Origin of the sequence: Synoicihabitans lomoniglobus, from assembly GCF_029023725.1 — a bacterium.
GTDB lineage: Bacteria > Verrucomicrobiota > Verrucomicrobiia > Opitutales > Opitutaceae > Actomonas > Actomonas lomonigloba.
This window is the reverse complement of record NZ_CP119075.1, coordinates 2,295,187-2,314,031: the sequence shown is the minus strand read 5'-3', so window position 1 is coordinate 2,314,031 and position 18,845 is coordinate 2,295,187. Positions and strand designations below refer to the sequence as shown.

The following is an 18,845-nucleotide window of genomic DNA, read 5'->3' as shown; positions in this document are numbered from 1 at the left end:
GTGCCGCTCGGCACCGGGCGGTTCCGTCAGGCGGGCACGCCGTCGTTCCCGTAACGCATAGCGATCCACTTTGCCCTCATGTTTGGCACCCCTTGCCCGTGCAAGTAGGCGTTGGTCAACGCCGCCTGCACGATGCTATTGCTGCTCATGCGCCAGTAGCCTTTGCGACTGCGCGTCGCCAGTTTCACCTTGGCGGGGTTGGCCCCGAGTTTGATCAGGTTGCGACGCCGGGTGCGCGGTTGCTTCCACTGTTTCCAGTAATACAGCCGCACGCGTCGTCGCATCCAATCTTCCAGCGCCAGCACTTCGCCGTAGGTGTGACTGATCCCGAAGTAGCCCAGCCAGCCGATCACGTAGCGACGAAGCTCCGTGATGACTTTGTCCTCCGCCACCCCGCGCTTGCGCGAGGTGATCGCCTTGAGGCGGGTTTTGAACCGTAGCCGGGACTTCTCCGTCCAGACAACCTTGCCGCGAGCCGTGAAGGTGAAGCCCAGAAACGAGCATTCCTTCAGTGGCCCGGTGCGGCATTTCGTCCGATTGACCACCAACTTCAAACGACCTTCCACGTAGTGTATCAGACTGACCATTACCCGCGAGGGCGGAAAAGGGTCAATCTTGACTAATTGGAGGGCGGAAAAGGGTCAATCTTGACTAATTGACATTTAAGGTGACGGGAGCCTGAATGGATGCATCGCGGAAATTGAGATTTGAAAGGCCGGGAGGGCTTTATCACGTGCTCAATCGAGGTAATTCCCGTAACTGGATATTCGAAACTGAGGGGGGATGCACCAATGGGTCCATCCTGACTTTTTGAACAAGGCCGATTCTGCTCTTTCATGGCGTCGGGTCGCTCTACGCGAAAGAGAACCGCGCTGTGGCGGCTGATCACGGAGTCCGCCTCCTTGTTATTTTTTTCAGCCGACCCCGGAAAACTTCGATGCGGCTTGGCGACGATTTGGGTCCGTATTGCGGCAATCAAACCGCGTTCGCGTGTTTTGGAGTTTCTCCGCTTCGTCAGCAGAAATCTGCGGCTCAAGTTTGGCGGCGTGGGCCGAGCTGGAGCTCGGCGTTCCCGGGGGGAGGAGCGCTGGCGGTGAGGGTCATAATGATGGGATTTGACCCGAAGACCGCGGAGCGCGCGAGAGCTCGGAATTGGGGACCTTGGCGAGCTTGGCGGTCTTGGTGTTGAAATGCCTTTTGGCTGAGGGAGAAGCCTTGACCACAGATTGCACAGATGAACGCCGACCCGGCTTGGGGTTGGGGCGGACATTGTGGAAGTCGGTCTTCCGGCAACGGTGTTGAGCGGCGAACGGACGTGCGCGCGGTGCGTTACTCGCGGCGGCGGAGATGCTGGATTTCGATCTCTTCGTCGGTGGGGTAGAGGGAAATCACGTCAGGCAGGCGCATGAGGATGAAAGGGGCGGCGGCCCAGGAGCCGTTTTTGGTGAACACGAGGTCACCGGCGATATGGACGCAGGAGTGCAGGACGACATCGCCGCGGGTGACGAACAAGTAAATGTCACCCAAACGGGGAGCGTCCGTGACCGGACGGTAATCTTGTTGATAGGCATTCACCACTTCTTCGATGTCGCGATATCGGTCGTCGATTTCGGCGTTGGCGAAATTGAGCGATGTCCAATGGCAGTCCCGGAAGGTGGCTTCGTCGCGGGCCGGCGGGGAAGCGTAGGTGTAGAGCAGGCGTCGGGCGACCGGCGGGAGCAGATGAATCAGGTCCAAGGTGAACCCGCCCGGCGGTCGCGGGAGTGATTTGAGCAGCGGTTCGATCTCCCGGCGTTTTTGCCCGAGCGACCAATACTCGACGAGGTTCTCCATGTTGGTGTCGGGCATGATGCGCAACTTGACCAGTTGGGAGGTGGAGCGGGCGAGGGCCCGGGTCAGTTGCAGGCGCTGACGTTGGGTTTTCAGATCGGCCAGAATGAGGGAGTAATCGGAAAATAACAGGCAGTCACCGCGTCGGTAGAGTAGCGGTTGGACGATGTTGATGGTGTCCTCGGTCAGCTCGCTGTCGGCGAACCAATCAGCGGCGCTTTCCGCGCGAAAGCTGGCGGGAGCCCATTGACCGCGGTTGGTGTCGTGGCGGGAGAGGGCGGCATACACGATTTGGCGGGATTCGTGGCTCAGGCCCATGATGATGGTCTTGGGCACGCCGATCGAGATTCCGGTGGATTGGCGGCTCCAGTTGTCCGGGTTGGTCAGGAAGTTGGCTTGGTCCGGGCTCAGCTTGGCGCGGGTCCACAGGTCTTGCAGGGCGAGGTCGGAATACCCGGGGAAATGCCAGTCGATATGGGTGACCGGTTGCGCGTTGACCGTGATGAGATCATCGGGTGGCTCGATGATGATGCGATTCATCTCCAGTTGTCCCCAGCGACCGGTCGCGACGAATTCGGGTTTCAATGCGTCGGTGACGGACGGAGAAGGCGTGATCGCGGTGGACTCGACCGAGGGCGGCGGAGCCGGGGTGAATCGCAGCAGCACAAACACCACCGCCACCCACGGGAGCGTGAGGGATACGATGAGCGCGGCGATGAGAGGACGACTCATCGCGAGCGGACCCGACGAAGGGGAGGAAGGGGGCGGGATAATCGACATGAGTTTGGCGATGCGCGTCGCGCTTTCTTTGACGTCGGCCCGCCCGCTAGCCAAGCCGAAGTTTCGGCCATCCAATCATTACATGCTCCAGGGTTCGGCGTGTATATCCACCTGATCGGACCAGCGGCGCTGCAAGGCGGTCAGGTCTGCTTGAATGTCGGCGGGCAGGGGGGCGATTTCGGCGGGCGACACGGCGTGCACAAACGCCGCCAAATTGTCCGCGCGACTCGTGGATCCCACCGTGGCGGCAACGGTTTTGAATCCGAGAGCAAAGCGCACGCAAAACTCCGTCCAATCCGAGACGCCGGAGCGCTCGAAGAGGGGGGCGACCTCCGTGGCACGCTCCTGTAGGTAGGGGGTCCAGGCAGCCCCGGGGACATCGCGGAGCCGGTGCACCGGGGCGCCGCATACGGTGCGCATGGCGACGACCGGAAAGTCGTGGGCCTGGATCGCGTCCCACAGGGCGTTGGAGGCGAAACGTTGCAGTGGGTTGAGGTAGAAAATCATGCCGTCGACAAGGCCATCGAGGTGGCCGGCTTCGAGGGCGCGCAACGGGGCGGCCGAAGTCCACGGAAAGACCTCAAGTAAGTAGCGACCGACGCGCCCTTCATCGCGCAGCCGGTGCAAGTCCGAGATGATCGGGCCACCCGCGGCGAGTTCCTCGCCGAGTGGGCCGCCAAAGCACAATTGAGCGACGTCCATGCGGGCGATGCCGACGCGTTCGAGCTGACTGGTGATCTTGGCCCGCAGTTCCGCGGCGTCGTTGCCCCCGGCTTTGAAAATCATCGGGGGCACCCGGGTGCGATCCTCGTCGAACACCTGCGCGAGGACATCGAGCGCATTGTCGTATTGGTCGCTGGTGTGAAACCAGGCGCCGGTCGCGAGAGCGGTGCGAGCGATGGCGAGGCGGGTCTCGAGTGGATTGTCCGCGTGGCCGAGCCGGGTCGTGCCGTAGATGTAGCGAGACAAATGGGAGAGCGGGGCGGAGGCGGAAGCAACAGACATGACGGACGATCAATCCGGACACGAGTCCGCGCAACGAAGCACGTGATCCGCAGCCGGGAACGTTGAGCGTAGCTTCATCAGGTTGAATTGATTTGCGCTCTCCCCGCTGGTTAAAGGATCAAATGTATCCGGTTCAGCTCGACTGACATTTCGTCTTTTACCCCAACTTACCCCTTCTTATGGCCATCGACTACAACGTCGCGTCTCCCGAGGACGCCTTACTCGAAAAAGCGGCAACCCGCCCATTTTTTGGACGCATGGCGATTTACGCCCGTCTTTCCGGTCCCGGTTGGTTGCAGGGGGCGATTACGTTGGGGGGCGGCAGTTTGGCCGGATCGTTGTTCATCGGCATCCTGGCGGGCCCCCATTTGTTGTGGATTCAGGCGTTCGCCATGATGTGTGGCATCACGATGTTGTCGGCCATCGCTTACGTGACGCTTTCGACCGGTCAAAAACCGATGGAAACGGTGAGCCGCCATTTGACGCCGGTGCTGGCGATTGCATGGGCGGTGGCGACGGTGATCGCCAACGTGGTGTTTGCGTTGCCGCAGTTTGCGTTGGCGACGGCCACGATCCTACAGAACCTCATGCCGGGCATGGCGGCCAGCACGGTGGCGCCCTGGGTCATTGGCGGGGGGTTGGCCGTGTCGTCCGTGTTGATCGTCTGGGGCTATGAATCGGGGAGCCGCGGCATCCGCATATTTGAAGCGGTGCTGAAGGTGCTGGTCGGCGTGGTCGTGCTGTCGTTTTTTGTGGTGGTGGCGATGTTGATCGCGCGCGGTCAGATCGACATCTCATCCATCATCGGCGGGTTTATCCCGCACTTCCGGCAGTTGCACGAACCGACGCTGCAACTCGGTGAGGTCGCCGCGGCGACCGGCGCGCACGAATCGATTTGGCGCACGATCATTTCCGCCCAGCAACGCGATGTGATCATTGCGGCGGGAGGCACGGCCGTGGGGATCAACATGACGTTTCTGTTGCCTTACACGCTGTTGCGCCGGGGGTGGAAGAAGAAGCACCGCGAACTGTCGATCTGTGATCTTTCGCTGGGGCTTTTCATTCCGTTCATCATTGCGACGAGCTGTCTCGTGTTGGCGGCGGGCAGTGCCTTTTACACCAAGACCAACGATGTGTTCGATGAGAACGGTGCGGTGCGGCCGGCCATGGCGCGGGCGTTCACGGCGTCGATGGACGGATTCCTGGCGCAGCGTGATGGCGCGGCGTTTACGGCCGCCTCTCCCGAGGAACAAGCCGGCACGCGTGCGTTGCTCTCGCCGGAAGATCGCCGCATGGCGGCCATGCTGGCCAAGCGTGATGCCGGTCAATTGTCGGCCGCGCTCGCGCCGGTATTGGGCAAGGGTGGCGCCAATCTCGTGTTCGGGGTGGGCGTGGTGGCGATGGCGTGGTCGAGCATCATCATCCTGATCCTCATGAACGGCATCGCGATCGGGGCGTTGTTGAAGAAAGACGAGAATCGCACCGTGTTTCGCGTGGGCACAGCCATGCCGGCGATCAGTGGTTTTCTCGCGCCGGTGGTGTGGACCGGGGCCTCCCGGGCGGCATTGGCAATCCCGGCATCGGTGATCGCGACGACGTTGCTGCCGATCGCGTATTTCACGTTTCTCTTGTTGATGAACAGCAAGGGCGCGCTGGGGGAGAATCGTCCCCGGGGCGCTTTCCGCTTTGTCAGCAACGTGCTCATGGTCGGGGCCACCTCGGCAGCGGGACTCGCCAGTATCTGGGCGCTGACCAATCGAGGCACGGCCGGCATGTGGGGACTCGTGGGGCTGGCGCTGTTGTTCGTCATCGGCATCGCCGGTTTTATCCGGAATCGTCACCCGCGCTAGGTTCGGACTATCTGTTATCTTAGATCATGTTTGGAGGATTTTCGTCGAAGGTTCGCGGGGCGCTATGGTTCGCCACCGCCACGATATTAACCGCCCAACAAGGCGACCGTCCGGGCGAGACCCAGCGCGATTTACCGGAGGATCTGGCGGTGCCTCCGGCGCCGGTGCTCACGGATGCCGAAGCCCTGGCGTCGATCGTGGTGCCCGCGGGATATCGCGTCGAATTGGTGGCCAGTCACCCGCTGTTGCACGATCCCGTTGCTTTTGAGTTTGGCCCCGATGGCCGGATCTGGGTGGTGGAAATGCGCGGTTACATGCACGATCCGGAAGGCGCGGGCGAAGAGTTGCCGATCGGAACGGTCGCCGTGCTCGACGACACCGATGGTGACGGCGTCATGGACCAACGGGTCGAGTTTGCCGACGGGCTGGTGATGCCCCGGGCGCTGACTTTGGTGGCGGACGGTGTGTTGGTGGGAGCACCGCCTTTTCTCTACCATTTTAAGGATACGGATGGCGACGACGTGGCCGATAAACGCACCGTGATCGCCGACGACTACGGAATGGCGGGCAATCCGGAACACACGGCCAACGCGCTCTATCGGAGTCTGGACAACTGGATTTACAGCGCCAACCACAACGTCCGTCATCGCTTCTCGGCGGGGCGCTGGCAGCGGGATTACACGCTTCCGCGCGGACAGTGGGGCATGGATCAGGACGACCTCGGTCGCCTCTACTTCAACACCAATTCCGATCCGCTGCGGGTGGATCTGGTGCGGTCGAGCTACTTCTGGCGGCACCCGGGTCTGGAGTCGACCGCCCCACTGGCTGTGCAGACGGCCACGGCGGAGGACGTGCCGACCTTTCCCTCGCGCATCACGCCGGGCATCAACCGTGGCTACCGCATGTTGGACGACACGTGGAAACTCCAAACCGTGACGGCGGCATGCGGTCCCATGATCTATCGTGGCGCGCGCTTTGGTCCGGCGTTTCAAGGCAACGCCTTCATCAACGAACCTTCAGCCAATCTGGTGAAGCGCGTCATTGTCGAGCCCACGGCGGATGGTTCGCTGACCGCGCGCAATGCGTATCCGGATACTGAATTCGTCACCTCGACCGACGAGCGTTTTCGGCCGGTCAATGCCTACAATGGGCCGGACGGCGCCATCTACCTGCTCGATTTCTATCGGGGGATTATTCAACACCGAATTTTCCTCACCACCTATTTGCGCAAGCAGATCGAAGCGCGTGGGCTCGATGCTCCGCTCGGGATGGGCCGTATTTGGAAAGTGGTGCCGGAAACGCCGGCCGCCGGGTGGGTGGATCCGGGTCGACCGGCGCTCGATGTCGCCAGTGACGACGAACTCGTCACGACGCTGTCGCACTCGAATGGTTGGTGGCGCGATACGGCGCAGCGGCTACTGGTCGAGCGTGGGGCCACGCGTGCGATTCCCGCGCTGCGAAAACTCGTCAAGCACGGCTCGCCGCTCGCGCGCCAACACGCGTTATGGACGTTGGAAGGACTCGATGCGTTGGATCGGGAATCGGTCATCGCCGGTCTCGCATCCCCGGTGATCGCGCAAGTGGCCGCGTTGCAACTCAGCGAGGCGTGGCTGCGTATCGGGGACGACGCGATGCTGGGCGCGGTGATAAAACTTACGGCGGCGAAAGATCCGACGGTGCGGAGGCAGGCAGCGCTTTCGCTGGGCGAGGCGGGAGGCACCCAGGTATTGGCGACCTTAGCGGCGCTGTCTCAAGAAACCGATGACACCCTGGGTATGGCCGACGCAATTAAGAGCGGCCTCGCGGGTCGCGAAGTCATGTTTACGTCCATCTGGCCGACTGCGCCCGACAACGAAGTGGTGGCTTTCGTGGAGGAAACGATGGAAACGGCCGCGAAACGACGCGAGCCGCAGAAGTTGAGCACCGCGAATGGATCGGCGAAAAGAGTGCGTCCGTTGGCGGCGCACGAACTGGCCCGCTTCGAGGCGGGTCGCGCTCAATTCGCGCTGTGCGCCGGTTGCCATCAGCCCGACGGTCGCGGTCTGCCGGGTCTCGCACCTTCGCTGGTCGCGTCTAAGTTGTTGGACCGGGATCCGCGACTGGTCACCCGCGTGATTTTGCAGGGCAAGGAAGGCTGGGGCTCGCAAATGCCGGGGCTCGGCGGCGCGCTCGACGACGACGCGATTGCGGCGGTTTTGACGTATGTGCGCCGCTCGTTCGGGCATGAGGCCGATCCGGTTGACCCCGCGACGGTTACTGCCGTGCGTAAGGCGGAAATGAACCGCTCCCGTCCTTGGACCGCAGACGACCTCGACGCGGTGGAATTGGAATAAAGCGGACGCGTTGTTCGCATTTTAATTTTCGCGCAACTGGCGGGTTGAGCGGAGTTGATTGTCCTGGACGGGGAGCATTGCCTGCTCGCTGTCCATGGATTCCGCTCGCAGCCCTTCGGCCACGAAAACCCGCTTCGAGCTTCGGAGTTTCGGGCAGCTGATGCTATTTCTGGTTACCGGCCAGCAACTGCGATTTGCGCGTCGGAAAACGGCGGAAGTTACCGTCATCATGGTGCTCTGTGGGCGGGCTCACCTGAGCCTGACGGCGCTGAAAGCTTTAGCGGCGGACGACTCGATTCCTCTGCGGATCATCTTGGTCGACAACGGTGGTGGCTGGCCCACACGTTGGCTGTTGAGTCGGCTTTTTGGCGCGCGAATCGTGCGCAACCGCACGAATCGAGGATTCGGTCCGGCGGTGAATCAAGCCTTGGCGTGGGTCGATACTCCAGGGACCGTTCTGCTCAACAATGACGCGATGGTGCGGCCCGGTTGTTTGAGGGCATTGGCGGAAACGTTGTTTGCTTCGCCCGACGTGGGCGCGGTGGGAGGCAAAGTGGTCTTGTTGCACGGGCGCGTTCAGGAGGCCGGTTGTATTTTGTGGGCGGATGGCCATTGCACTGGCTATGGACGCGACAAGTCGGAGGAGGCGGGGGAAGTGAATTTTCGGCGCGATGTCGACTTTTGTTCCGGGGTTCTGCTGGCGCTGCGCACCCGAACCTTTCGCGAACTGGGAGGCATGGATGAGAACTATGCGCCGGCCTATGCGGAGGATGTGGATCTCTGCGTGCGATTGTGGGCACGCGGCTGCCGCATCGTTTATGAGCCCTCCGCCGTGGTGGACCACTACGAGTTCGGCACCTCCGTTTCGCAGGATCGAGCCTTCGCACTACAGCGCCGAAATCACCGCATTCTCGTCGCGAAGCATACTCGGTTCCTCAGTCATCAACCCGCTCCCGGCAGCTCGGAACCACGAGCGCGACAACGTCTCCGTCCGGGGGGCCGGAGGATACTGTTTCTCGATGATGAACTTCCGCGGCGGATACGTGGCGCCGGCCATCCCCGCATGATCAGGATCATGGAAGCAATGGTGCACGCGGGACACGCAATCTCATTCTATCCCTTGCATCGAAGGACGTCGGCTTGGGAAGCACGCGCATCGGATCTTCCGCCGGAAGTTGAATACCTGGGGGGCGGGTCCATGGAATCAGAATGCAATGTCATGGATCGCGAGTTGGAGTTGGCGTTGATTTGGATTTTGGATCGGTGTTACCGGGATTTTGATGCCATTTGGGTGAGCCGTCCGCAAAACCTTGAAACTTTGCTCACGATTCGAGACCTGCAGCCGGAACTACTGGACGAGCTGGAATTGATCTACGATGCAGAGGCCATCGCGGCACTACGGGCGGAACGCTATGCGAAATTGATCGAACCGACCATGTCTCCCGCCGCAAATACCTGGACACTGACCCGGGAACTCGATCTGGCTCAAAAGGCGGATCGAGTGGTGGCCGTAAGCGCGGGGGAAGCGGAAGTTTTTCGCTCGCACGGCGTGGAGACGGTCGCGGTTTTGGGGCACGCAATCCGGGCGTTCCGGGGGGCGTTGCGGTTCAGCTCGCGGTATCATATTCTCTTCGTCGGTCCGTTGGTGGTCGGCAGTCCCAACGCGGAAGGGTTTACGTGGTTTTTGAACCATGTGCTGCCCCTGCTTCGCGACCGAATCGACCGCGCCCGCTTGCACCTCAAGGTAGTCGGCAGGGTTGATGGGACGTGTCGAACCCGCTGGCTCCGCCACGCCCCCGAGGTCGAATTTATGGGCGAAGTCGAGGACCTGACGTCCATTTATGGCAGCGCGCGGGTATTCATCGCTCCGATACGCTACGCCAGCGGTATTTCCCAGAAAGTGATGGAAGCGGCCGCTTACGGGGTGCCGGTGGTTACCACTCCACTGGTGGCGGACTTGATCGGTTGGCGGGAAAACGGGACGGTGCAGGCCGCGGCCACCGCGCACGATTTTGCCCATCACATCGTCAACTTATTCACCGATGAAGCGGCGTGGAGCCGTGCGCAGGAGCACGGTCTGCGGGCGGTGGAACGCGATTGTCATCCGCAGGGCTTTGCCCAAGCGCTGAACGAAATTCTGCAACCGATGAAAACATCCCGGGGGAGCGAGCCTGAAGCGGTTTCGAGTGGGCTCACCCGACTGCGAAGGTGATCCGGCGATGGCTGATTCTGATTGCGGCGGGGCGGTGTTTCAGCCGGGGTGCGTGACATGGGTGCCAAATTTTTACCGACGACGAAGGACCAGCGAAACCTGCAACGTTTCAAAAACAAGCAGCCGTTTATCACGTCCGGAACCAAACAAGTTGATTTGCCCGCGGCCGAGACTCCGGCGGAAAAGCCGGTGAAACCCAAAAAACTGGGCCGTTGGTAACCCCCGTTGCGTAGTCTGGAAAAGGACAAGCACGGGCGCGGTGCTCGCTGAGGCAAAGTCCAACTGTCAGCCAGTGGCGAGGGTCCCGGCATAGTGCGTCAACCGGCCGGGAAATCCCGTCCACGGATTCGCGCGGATTGCGGTTGGCCGCTGATTAAATCGACTGCTACGGAGGGCGTTTTCATGGCGAAACGGCGGCGGTGATCTTCATGCGCCGCAGGCGATATACGGACGCGTAATACAGCCATCCGTCCCGCACTGGGCCAATCACGGTGGCGTCGCCGGTGGACATGACGGCGATGCGTTCGGTCTCGACGGTGCCAGGGATAACACGAAAGACGGTTTGGGAAGTCGCCCCGTAAAGCGTGCCATCGGTGTCGATTCGCAAGGTGTTGGCCGATTCGAAAGGCATGGGGCCCCACGCGGCGGGAAGCGGGGCCGAGTCCACCACCCGCCGAGTGGCCGGATCAATCAAGAGCAGGCGCGTGGGCGCGGGCGCGGCGTTGTAGTGAACGACCAAGCGTGGATTGCGACCACTGAGGGCATAGACCAAACCATCGGGGGCGGGAGCCAGCGATACCACGCCGGCGAGATCGTTGTCGCCAAAATCTCCGATGTAGGTGGCGTTATCCGTGATTGGATCCCACAAAGCGAAGCCTCCGCGCGAAGCCCGGGCCATGGTGCCGGTGCCGGGCTCGACGATGAATCCGACCAACAGTTGCTCCCGATCGGGCAGCCAGAGCAGGGAAAATGGCGAGCAATCGGCGAGCACGTTGCGATGACTCTTGCTGGCGCGGGTGTGCGGATCGATCCAGGTCAGAGTGCCGCCGATGAGGCCGTATTCCGGGGCCGATGCGAGCCACAGTTTACCGTCAGGGGTGGCGATCATGGCGTGGGGACGGTCACCGACATCGTCCACCCGGCCGATGTCGAGTGGGTTGGATCCGGGCCGCGTGCCAAACTGATAGGGCAGGGCGGGATCATAGAGCGAGAGACGTGACTTGGGATAGGACGCGATAGCCAGCAGCCCGTCGTAGTTGGTCATCGAATACCCTTCGCCCACCGAAAGACTCATCCGCCCGTAGTCGAGGGAGTTGGAGCCATCGGCGTCGATCGCGAACAAGCGTTCGGGGAGCATGCTGCTGCCGTAAAGTCGGTCGTCGGGACCAAAATGCAGTGTCCACAGTTCGGAACCGCTGCCCTCCCAATCGAGGGTGATGATGCGATCCGGAATCTCGCCACCGGGGGCGCTCACCCGCAGGCGCCGATAGTCAATGTCGTCGGGGTCGGCCCACGCGACGGTGCGACCGTCGGGCAGGGACGCGAGCACCTGGTAACCGTTGGCGTTGGGCGATTCGATGCCGGGCATTTCGGCGGGCAGGTCGGAGGCTGAAATCGGTATCGCGTCCAGACCTTGGATACGGAAAGCGCCGTCGAAACTATCGAGATAGACGAGACCATCGGTGCCTTTGAATAGTCGAAAACGGCGCCGATTGACGGCAGGTTCGGCGACAAAGGGACCCACCCGCCGGTGCTCTCCGGTCGTCGGATCGAACGCGACCACCCGCCAGTGGGTGCTGCGGATTTTTCCCGCCACGGTGCCGTCGTCGCCCACGACCGGAGCGAAGTATTTATCGACGTCATCCATGCGACCATGGCGCGTCCATGAGTCGCTGGTCGGGTCAAATACGGAGAGGCAGGCACCGGGATAGGCTCCGACGTAGATTTTGCCATCGGGTCCCTCGGCGATGCCGGTGGGAAAGGTTGCCAATGCGGGATCGACGGGACCGAGATCTTCCAAGCCGCGTTCGGGTTGCGCGGGATCGTAGCGGTGCAAGTGACCGGTGTAGGCCGAACCGACGTAGAGCACGCCGGTGCGGGAGCTGCGATAACTGCTGGAGGCGAGCGCGGCTTCGTCCCGTCCCACCCGGTATTGGCGGCAGTGGCCCGTCTCCAAATCGACATCGAGCACGAAGCACCCGTCCTTGTGTTGCCCCATGGAAATCAACAACGACGCCTTGCCGTCCGGGCTGACTCCCGGATGCAGTCGCACCCAACCGACGCCGCGCACGGGGATGCCGAGATCTTCGATCGTGCCCACGTCCGCCGCGCGAGAGGCGAGCGTTCCCAAGAGGGCTAGCAGGAAAAATCTGCCACACAGTCCGAGACTTCGCGTCATCACGACAGCCCGTATTCTTTTTGTTTGGCGCGAATGAAGGCCACGCCCTCCCGGAGCAATGTGTCCCCGTCAGGGGCGAGCTGGCGCCACACCCAGGTGTTCATGTTGTCGGTGTTGTCGACGAAACTCTCCAGCGCGGCGTTGCCCTGATAATTGATCGCGGCGAGCGCTCGGAAAATACCGTCCCAATCGACCTGACCGGTGCCGGGAATACCGCGGTCGTTTTCGCAAATGTGATAGTGAATGAGGTCATCTCCGGCGAGCAGGGTGGCGTCGTGAAAGCTCTTTTCCTCGATGTTCATGTGGTAGGTGTCGAGATGGATGCGCATCGCCGGCTCGTCGATCAGCGCCATGAGCTGACGCGCCTGTGCGCAGGTATTGACGAGGTAGGTTTCGTAACGGTTCACCGGCTCGATGCCGACCAATACGCCGAGCTCGCCTGCCAACCGCGCGGCCGGACGCAATCCATCAGCAGCGCGTGACCAATGCATGGCGGTGGGGCGCTGCGCCAGTATGCCGGGATGTCGCGAGTAGATCACGCCGGAGAAGCTGGTGCCGCCGATGGCCGCGGTGGCTCGGACGCAGTCCTGTAAATAAGCCTGCCCGGCGGCACGCACGGCGGGGTCGTCACTGGTGATGTCGGTGTCGGCCAAAAGCACCGTGGATGTGACGGCGGCCAGGCCGGTGGCCTCGAGTCGCGCCTTGATGGCAGCGGCATCAAACGTGTCGAGGCACATGAGCGGGATCTCAATAAAATCGAGTCCGAGGTCGGCCACCCGATCGATCAGATCAAGCGTGTCATTGGTCCATTGGGAGCACCAAGCGTAGGCGTGAATTCCAAGTTTCATACGCACAGGGGAGGGGTGAAAATGTCGCGCGCAGCTGGCGGAGCCACGCGCTCGCGGGTGATATTGTCGAATGGCCCGACCGCGATTGTCGCGATGAATATTTATGAAAGTTTTTCCCACCGGGGAGGAGCAAGCACGTCGCGCATCGGCCACGGCCAGATCATGCATGGAATTACCCTGAACATACATGGATTGCCCGAGCATCGTTTGATATTCTGAGAAGCGACGCGTCCACGACGGTTGCGACCGAGACTCGAGCGTTTAAACTCCCTGACTCAATTTTAAGATTTTGCATCATATGGCTAGTGAGGATCTTCTGCAGGTAATGGATTTGGAGCCGCCGATGGGCGATCTCAGCACGGGCAATCGCCTGGACTCGGCGCGATCGGTATGGACCACCCGCCGATCCGGCGAAGTGGGAATGCCCAAAAAACGCATAGTTCATCAACGGGTGGTGCGTCTGCATGGTCCGGCCAGATTACAACGAATTGGTCTGCGCCCTGCGCCGGGTTTCCATAAGTGCGGCAGTCGACTGGATCACGACTGGATCACCGCGTTTCGCGTGCTGGCTCGCGTGGAAGGGCGATGGACCGAAGTGCTGTCCAAATCGGGTTTGTCGCGCCCGCGCACCACCGCGCTGCGTTGGTTCCGTCTGCCCGGGCACGTGGTCGATGGTGTAATTATTGAGCTCCGGGGGTGTGGCATCGACGGCGGATGGACGGGATGGAATCTCGCCACGGGGGCGCTGGTGTTGGAAGGCGAACGACTCGCGCCGCTCGGTCCGCGATTTGAGCGTCGATTGGCAGTGACGGCGATGACGTTGGATCAAATGCCCCGAGGCATCACTGCGCGGGTCGCAGACGGCTGTGTTCGGTTTACCACGAAGAATTTTGGCGTGGGCTTTCGGCTGGATCGGCCCGCGTTTTCGTTTCTGGGGCTGGGCAGCGAAGAGCCAGCGCGCGTTGCGACAAATCTCTTGCTGACCAATCCCGTCAAGTGCGACCAGGGCCTGCAGTTCCATGGGGTCGGCGAGCCCCCCCGGATGGCTCCCGCGGTGCGTTGCGATCAAATCGGTTCGGTCACGGTGGAAGGTCCGAAAGTCACCTACGAAGTGCAGACTGGGGCACAACGCTATCGCATGGTGTGGACCGTGGCTTCCGCTGGGCTCTCGTTGCAGGTGGTGCGAGAAGGAGAGCGATCGGAACAGGCCTGGCACAGCGCGGCGTGGACCATGGGCTTTAGCAATGCCGTGGCGGCTTCGCATGCGGTGGGCAACGTGCGCACCGACGGCGAAACCGGGGGGATGAGTGTGCCGGTGTGGATCAATGCGCCCGGGTTTGGCACGTGGCTGCTGACCTCGGACGATGAGGCCGCGGCGGTGCGCTGTGAATCTCGCCGGCACGACGGCATCAATCTGGTCGAACTCAAGGTCGGCGAACGGCCTGGTCGGGAGGGTTGGCACCGCCTCGTGGCCGGGCGACATGAGGCGACGTTTTCGTTGCGTCCCGTGCGTCCGCCGCAACCCCTGCGGCGTGGCACGCCGGCGGTGGTGCGGCGGGCGTTGGAGCGGACCTATTACGTGGCGCCGACGTTTCGCGCCGATATCGGCAGTCTCAGCAACAGCGGGGTGTCGATGTTGTGTCCCATCTGCATGGATACGTGGTCGGCGGTGTTGCCGCGTCTTGATTTGCGCGCCGGGCAGGAAGCCGGGCCGACGGGCGATGAGCTGATGCGGATTTCGATCGAACGCTGGTTGTGGGACGGACCCGGTTACGCCGCCGGAATTTTGTCGCGGAACGGCCGTTTTCACGCCGCGGACGACGAATATTTGATGACGGGAGCGGCGGCTTTACGCGGGATCGGTGACTATTTGACGCAAGCGGCGACCGCCGGATGGTATCGGGAATATCGCCAAGTGATCCGCACCAAGATTGATCAAGCGCGGGCCCGCGATCTCGATGGCGACGGCTTGATTGAAAGTCGGTATCGCACCGGCGTGAGTGGCACGGGGCAATGGAGCACGTGCTGGGCGGATGTCATGTCGTTTGGATGGAAATGTGCGTGGAGCAATGCCATTCTGCATGGCGCGCTGCGCGCATTGGCGACGGGCGTGACGCGATTTGGTGATGACGAACTCGGGCAGGAACTCGAGACCTGGCGGAAGCAGCTGCACGCGGCCTATCGTCCGGCGTTTTGGAACGAAGCCACCGGTTGGTTGGCGGGCTGGCGGTGCCGGGAAGACCGATTGCACGACTACGCGTTTTTGCCGGTCAACGGCGCGGCCATTCAGGAAGGGTTGCTCGACGTCGCGGAGGGCAGGGCAGTGCTCCGGAGGTTGCTGGCTGAAGCGGAACGCGTGGGCATGCCCGATCCGGCGCTGGGGCTGCCGTTGAATCTGTGGCCGGTGCCCGACGAGGATCGCGCCGACATCCTGCAAGGGTATCCATTCGGCTACTACCAGAATGGCGGTCGCACCCATTCGCAGTCCCGGCGTCTGGTCATGGCGCTCTACACGGTGGGCATGCAACGCGAAGGCGATCAGTTGTTGCGCCAACTGTGTGGCGGGTTCGCGACGGCGAGCACGTTTGGCGGCAATCAGTCCGGGGTGGATTGGCGAGCGTGGGATGATGCTCCCTGCGGCTACGAAGGCCTGCTGACTGATCAGTTTGGTTTACTCGAAGCCATCCTGTGGCGATGGGCGGAACCCGCCCAAGTCTGATCGGGCCGGGTCTGCCAGGCTCGGGAAAACGGGACGACGGGTCCTCCAATGAATGTTTATGAAAATTAATGGTAATCTCGACCGCGCGGGATTTGCCTTTTAGATGTCGGATCAGATCGCCCCATTACCCCCAACTCAACCCTTTCGCCTCGTGACCTCTCATCGCTTCGGAACCTGTTTTATTCTCGCTGCGTTTTCGACCCTGGCAGCGATTGCCAATCCTATTCCAGTGGTGGATTCCCAGCCGGCGCCGGCTCGGGACCACGAGCTGTTTGTGGGCGTCGATCTGTTTCTGATCCATGATGACGAGATGGTGAACGTCCGGAAAATCGAAAACGACAAAGCGCTGCTGGATAACGCCACGCGTGAAGAGGTGCGTTTGCGCGATTCCAGCGGTTTGCAGTGGCGCATGGGGACAAAAGTAAGTGCGACGTCGGCTACGATTGAGGCATTGAAATCAAAGCGGGTGAATTCACCGTTCACGAATCCGGCGCTCAAACAGATGCGCTCCAAACAGGCATTGTTGGATTACGTGGATCATGAAAAGGAGGCCCGAGACGCGGCATTGGTTATTTCCATGCGGGACGTGGAGAGCCCGGATGCCTCGGTTGCGTTTGCCACCAAGGTGGAATCGAGCACCAACCCCTTTGCGGAAGGTATGATTGCGGACGCGGTGGCGGGCATCGATCAGATGACGGCGACGGGAAAGGTTTTTGACCGTCTGACGGATTCCCCGGGGGAGAACGACAATTTCGACGCGGTGGAGCTTACGTTTAACCTTTCTTCGCCGACGCCCATCGCAGAGGCCTACGTCGTTTTCATTGTGAGAGTGACGCGGGACGGGGAAATCTACGATACCAGTTTTTATCGTCCGGTGGGGCGCATCGATTCGACTCCCCGGAAGATCCGGTTTATGCGGGCGGGATTTCCCCCGGGGTTTGAAATTCAAGACACGCGGGTGCATCTGTTTTGGCAGGGCGAAGAAATCCCCACCAACTTGTCGGAGAAACACTACCAGGTGACTGCGGAGGAAGCGAAAACCTACCTGTAAATGGATCACTTGAGTCGCCATCGGTTTGAATCGGCTCCGGCGCAACCGGCATGGTCAATCGTGCCTCCCGTGCTTCTCGAAACCAAGGCGTCGGCGGCTTACGATATTCCCGTCGCGGTCGATCTCGACGCCGATGGTCATTTGTTGGCCATTCACGAAGGCAACATGATCGTGCCGGAACAGGTGCGGGCGGTGGTGGAACAAATGACGTTTCTACCGGCGGTCGAAAACGGCCAAGCCATCGCTACCACGCTCACGTTCAATCCGGCGGGCTTTTTTAAAGCCGGTTCTCGCTAGTTCGAATCCGGTTAGCTGGTGATAATTCTGCATCGTCAACGCTGGTTCCGCCGCGAACTGCGCACCCGGATTCCCTTCCGTTATGGCATCGCGGTGATGAAGCGGGTGCCGCACGTGTGGCTCGAAATCGAGGCCACTATCGACGGCCAGCGTGTCATCGGTCGGTCGGCGGATCACTTGCCGCCCAAATGGTTCACCAAGGATCCGCAGCGCGACGTGGCGGATGAAATCGCGGCAATGCACACGGTGCTGCATCAGGCCGGGAAACACGCCGAGGGTCTCGAAGCCCCGACCTTGTTCGCTTTCATGCACGAAGTGGATCGACGGCAGGCGGAGTGGGCGACCGCCCATGTCATGCCTCCCTTGTTGGCCAATTTCGGGGCGACGTTTATCGAGCGAGCGCTACTCGATGCGTATTGCCGTCGGTATGACACGACGATCGGCGAGGCGTTGCGAGGCGACGGCCTGGGCATCGACCTCAGCCAGATTCATGCCGAGCTGAACGGGGTGCGGCCGTCGTCGTTTTTGCCCGCGCAGACCTTGGATACCGTGACGTGTCGACATACGGTCGGATTGGGTGACCCGCTGGAAGATGATGAAGCGACGGAGGCCGAGGATGCGCCCGACGATGGATTGCCCGTGAGCCTGCGCGAGGTGGTGCAGTGCTACGGCATCAGACATTTCAAGGTGAAGGTGTCGGGGGACGCCACGGCGAGCCTGAACCGCTTGGAACGCATCATGGCGATCGTGGCCGAGAACAGTGGCCCCGACTACCGCGTCAGTCTCGATGGCAACGAGACCTATGCGACCATCGCAGCCTTTCGCGCGTTTTGGGACGAGGCCCAGTCCCGCCCCGGGTTGAACGAGCTTTGGCCGCGACTACTCTTTGTGGAGCAACCCTTGGCGCGCGCCGCAGCGCTCGGTGACGACGTGGGCGACGCTATGCGGAGTTGGTCGGACCGCCCCATGCTCTTGATCGACGAATCGGGAGGCGCTCCGGCGGATGCGCGCCGCGCGCTTGACCTCGGCTACGACGGCATGAGCCACAAAAATTGCAAAGGGGTGTTTCACGGCCTGGCCAATCGAGGCCTGCTGGCCGCTCGCGAGAAAGCAGGCGCGATCCGACCGCTGATGATGAGCGCCGAAGATCTTTCCAACGTGGGCCCCATCGCGCTACCCCAGGACCTCGCAGTGCAGGCCGCTCTCGGCAATGTCAGCGTCGAACGCAATGGCCACCACTACTTCGCGGGACTCTCCGGTTGGCCGGAATCGGTGCAAACGCAGGCCCTGTTAAACTACCCCGAACTCTACATCCCGCACGCGAGCGGATGGCCGGCAGTCAACGTTGTCGCTGGCACGATTGACCTGCATGCGGTCAACCGGAACGCCTTCGGCGGTGCCGCCGATCCGGGGCTGACCGGTGCCGGCGAATGCTGGGCGGATTTGGGTTAGGGAACCTCTGGGAACGCCGAGCTCCGGCTCGGCTCCATCCTGGAGAAACTTGCCGAGCTGGAGCTCGGCG

At 61.6% G+C, this 18,845-nt stretch carries 12 protein-coding genes; 7 read left to right on the top strand and 5 right to left on the bottom strand.

Features of this window, described 5'->3' with window-relative positions; all coding sequences use genetic code 11:
• Positions 1-26 precede the first annotated feature (26 nt).
• From PXH66_RS09090 to PXH66_RS09080, 3 genes are all read right to left on the bottom strand, one after another.
• Positions 27-587, bottom strand: coding sequence for a group II intron maturase-specific domain-containing protein (locus tag PXH66_RS09090; RefSeq protein WP_330929720.1), 561 nt, complete (start codon positions 585-587; stop codon positions 27-29).
• 742 nt (positions 588-1,329) lie between these two features.
• Complete coding sequence (locus PXH66_RS09085) at positions 1,330-2,562, bottom strand: hypothetical protein (protein ID WP_330929719.1); 1,233 nt, start codon at positions 2,560-2,562, stop codon at positions 1,330-1,332.
• Between the two features lie 126 nt (positions 2,563-2,688).
• The gene (locus PXH66_RS09080; RefSeq protein WP_330929718.1) at positions 2,689-3,615 is read right to left on the bottom strand and encodes an aldo-keto reductase family protein; all 927 of its coding nucleotides are present in this window, start codon (positions 3,613-3,615) and stop codon (positions 2,689-2,691) included.
• A gap of 179 nt (positions 3,616-3,794) precedes the next feature.
• On the opposite strand from PXH66_RS09080, the gene PXH66_RS09075 reads away from it, so the two are divergent.
• The 3 genes from PXH66_RS09075 to PXH66_RS09065 all read left to right on the top strand — a co-directional run bounded on the left by PXH66_RS09075 (position 3,795) and on the right by PXH66_RS09065 (position 10,010).
• Positions 3,795-5,465, top strand: a complete 1,671-nt coding sequence (locus PXH66_RS09075) for a divalent metal cation transporter (protein ID WP_330929717.1) — start codon at positions 3,795-3,797, stop codon at positions 5,463-5,465.
• 26 nt (positions 5,466-5,491) lie between these two features.
• Entirely contained in the window at positions 5,492-7,798 is a 2,307-nt protein-coding gene (locus PXH66_RS09070; RefSeq protein ID WP_330929716.1) for a DUF7133 domain-containing protein, read from the top strand.
• A 160-nt stretch (positions 7,799-7,958) separates the two neighbouring features.
• A complete protein-coding gene (locus tag PXH66_RS09065; protein ID WP_330929715.1) occupies positions 7,959-10,010 on the top strand; it encodes a glycosyltransferase in 2,052 nt (683 codons plus the stop codon).
• Positions 10,011-10,410: 400 nt separating this feature from the next.
• Here PXH66_RS09065 and PXH66_RS09060 read toward each other — a convergent pair whose 3' ends face one another.
• Positions 10,411-12,360, bottom strand: a complete 1,950-nt coding sequence (locus tag PXH66_RS09060; RefSeq protein WP_330929714.1) for an NHL repeat-containing protein — start codon at positions 12,358-12,360, stop codon at positions 10,411-10,413.
• A gap of 47 nt (positions 12,361-12,407) precedes the next feature.
• A complete protein-coding gene (locus PXH66_RS09055; RefSeq protein ID WP_330929713.1) occupies positions 12,408-13,256 on the bottom strand; it encodes a sugar phosphate isomerase/epimerase family protein in 849 nt (282 codons plus the stop codon).
• 298 nt (positions 13,257-13,554) lie between these two features.
• Here PXH66_RS09055 and PXH66_RS09050 point away from each other — a divergent pair, with 298 nt between their 5' ends.
• From PXH66_RS09050 to PXH66_RS09035, 4 genes are all read left to right on the top strand, one after another.
• Positions 13,555-15,975 carry a glucosidase family protein gene (locus PXH66_RS09050; protein WP_330929712.1) on the top strand — a complete coding sequence of 807 codons (2,421 nt, stop codon included), beginning with the start codon at positions 13,555-13,557 and terminating at the stop codon, positions 15,973-15,975.
• Between the two features lie 151 nt (positions 15,976-16,126).
• A complete protein-coding gene (locus tag PXH66_RS09045) occupies positions 16,127-17,026 on the top strand; it encodes a hypothetical protein (protein WP_330929711.1) in 900 nt (299 codons plus the stop codon).
• 60 nt (positions 17,027-17,086) lie between these two features.
• Positions 17,087-17,323, top strand: coding sequence for an energy transducer TonB (locus PXH66_RS09040; RefSeq protein ID WP_330929710.1), 237 nt, complete (start codon positions 17,087-17,089; stop codon positions 17,321-17,323).
• Between the two features lie 18 nt (positions 17,324-17,341).
• Positions 17,342-18,775, top strand: a complete 1,434-nt coding sequence (locus PXH66_RS09035; RefSeq protein ID WP_330929709.1) for an enolase-like domain-containing protein — start codon at positions 17,342-17,344, stop codon at positions 18,773-18,775.
• The last annotated feature ends 70 nt before the right edge of the window (positions 18,776-18,845 follow it).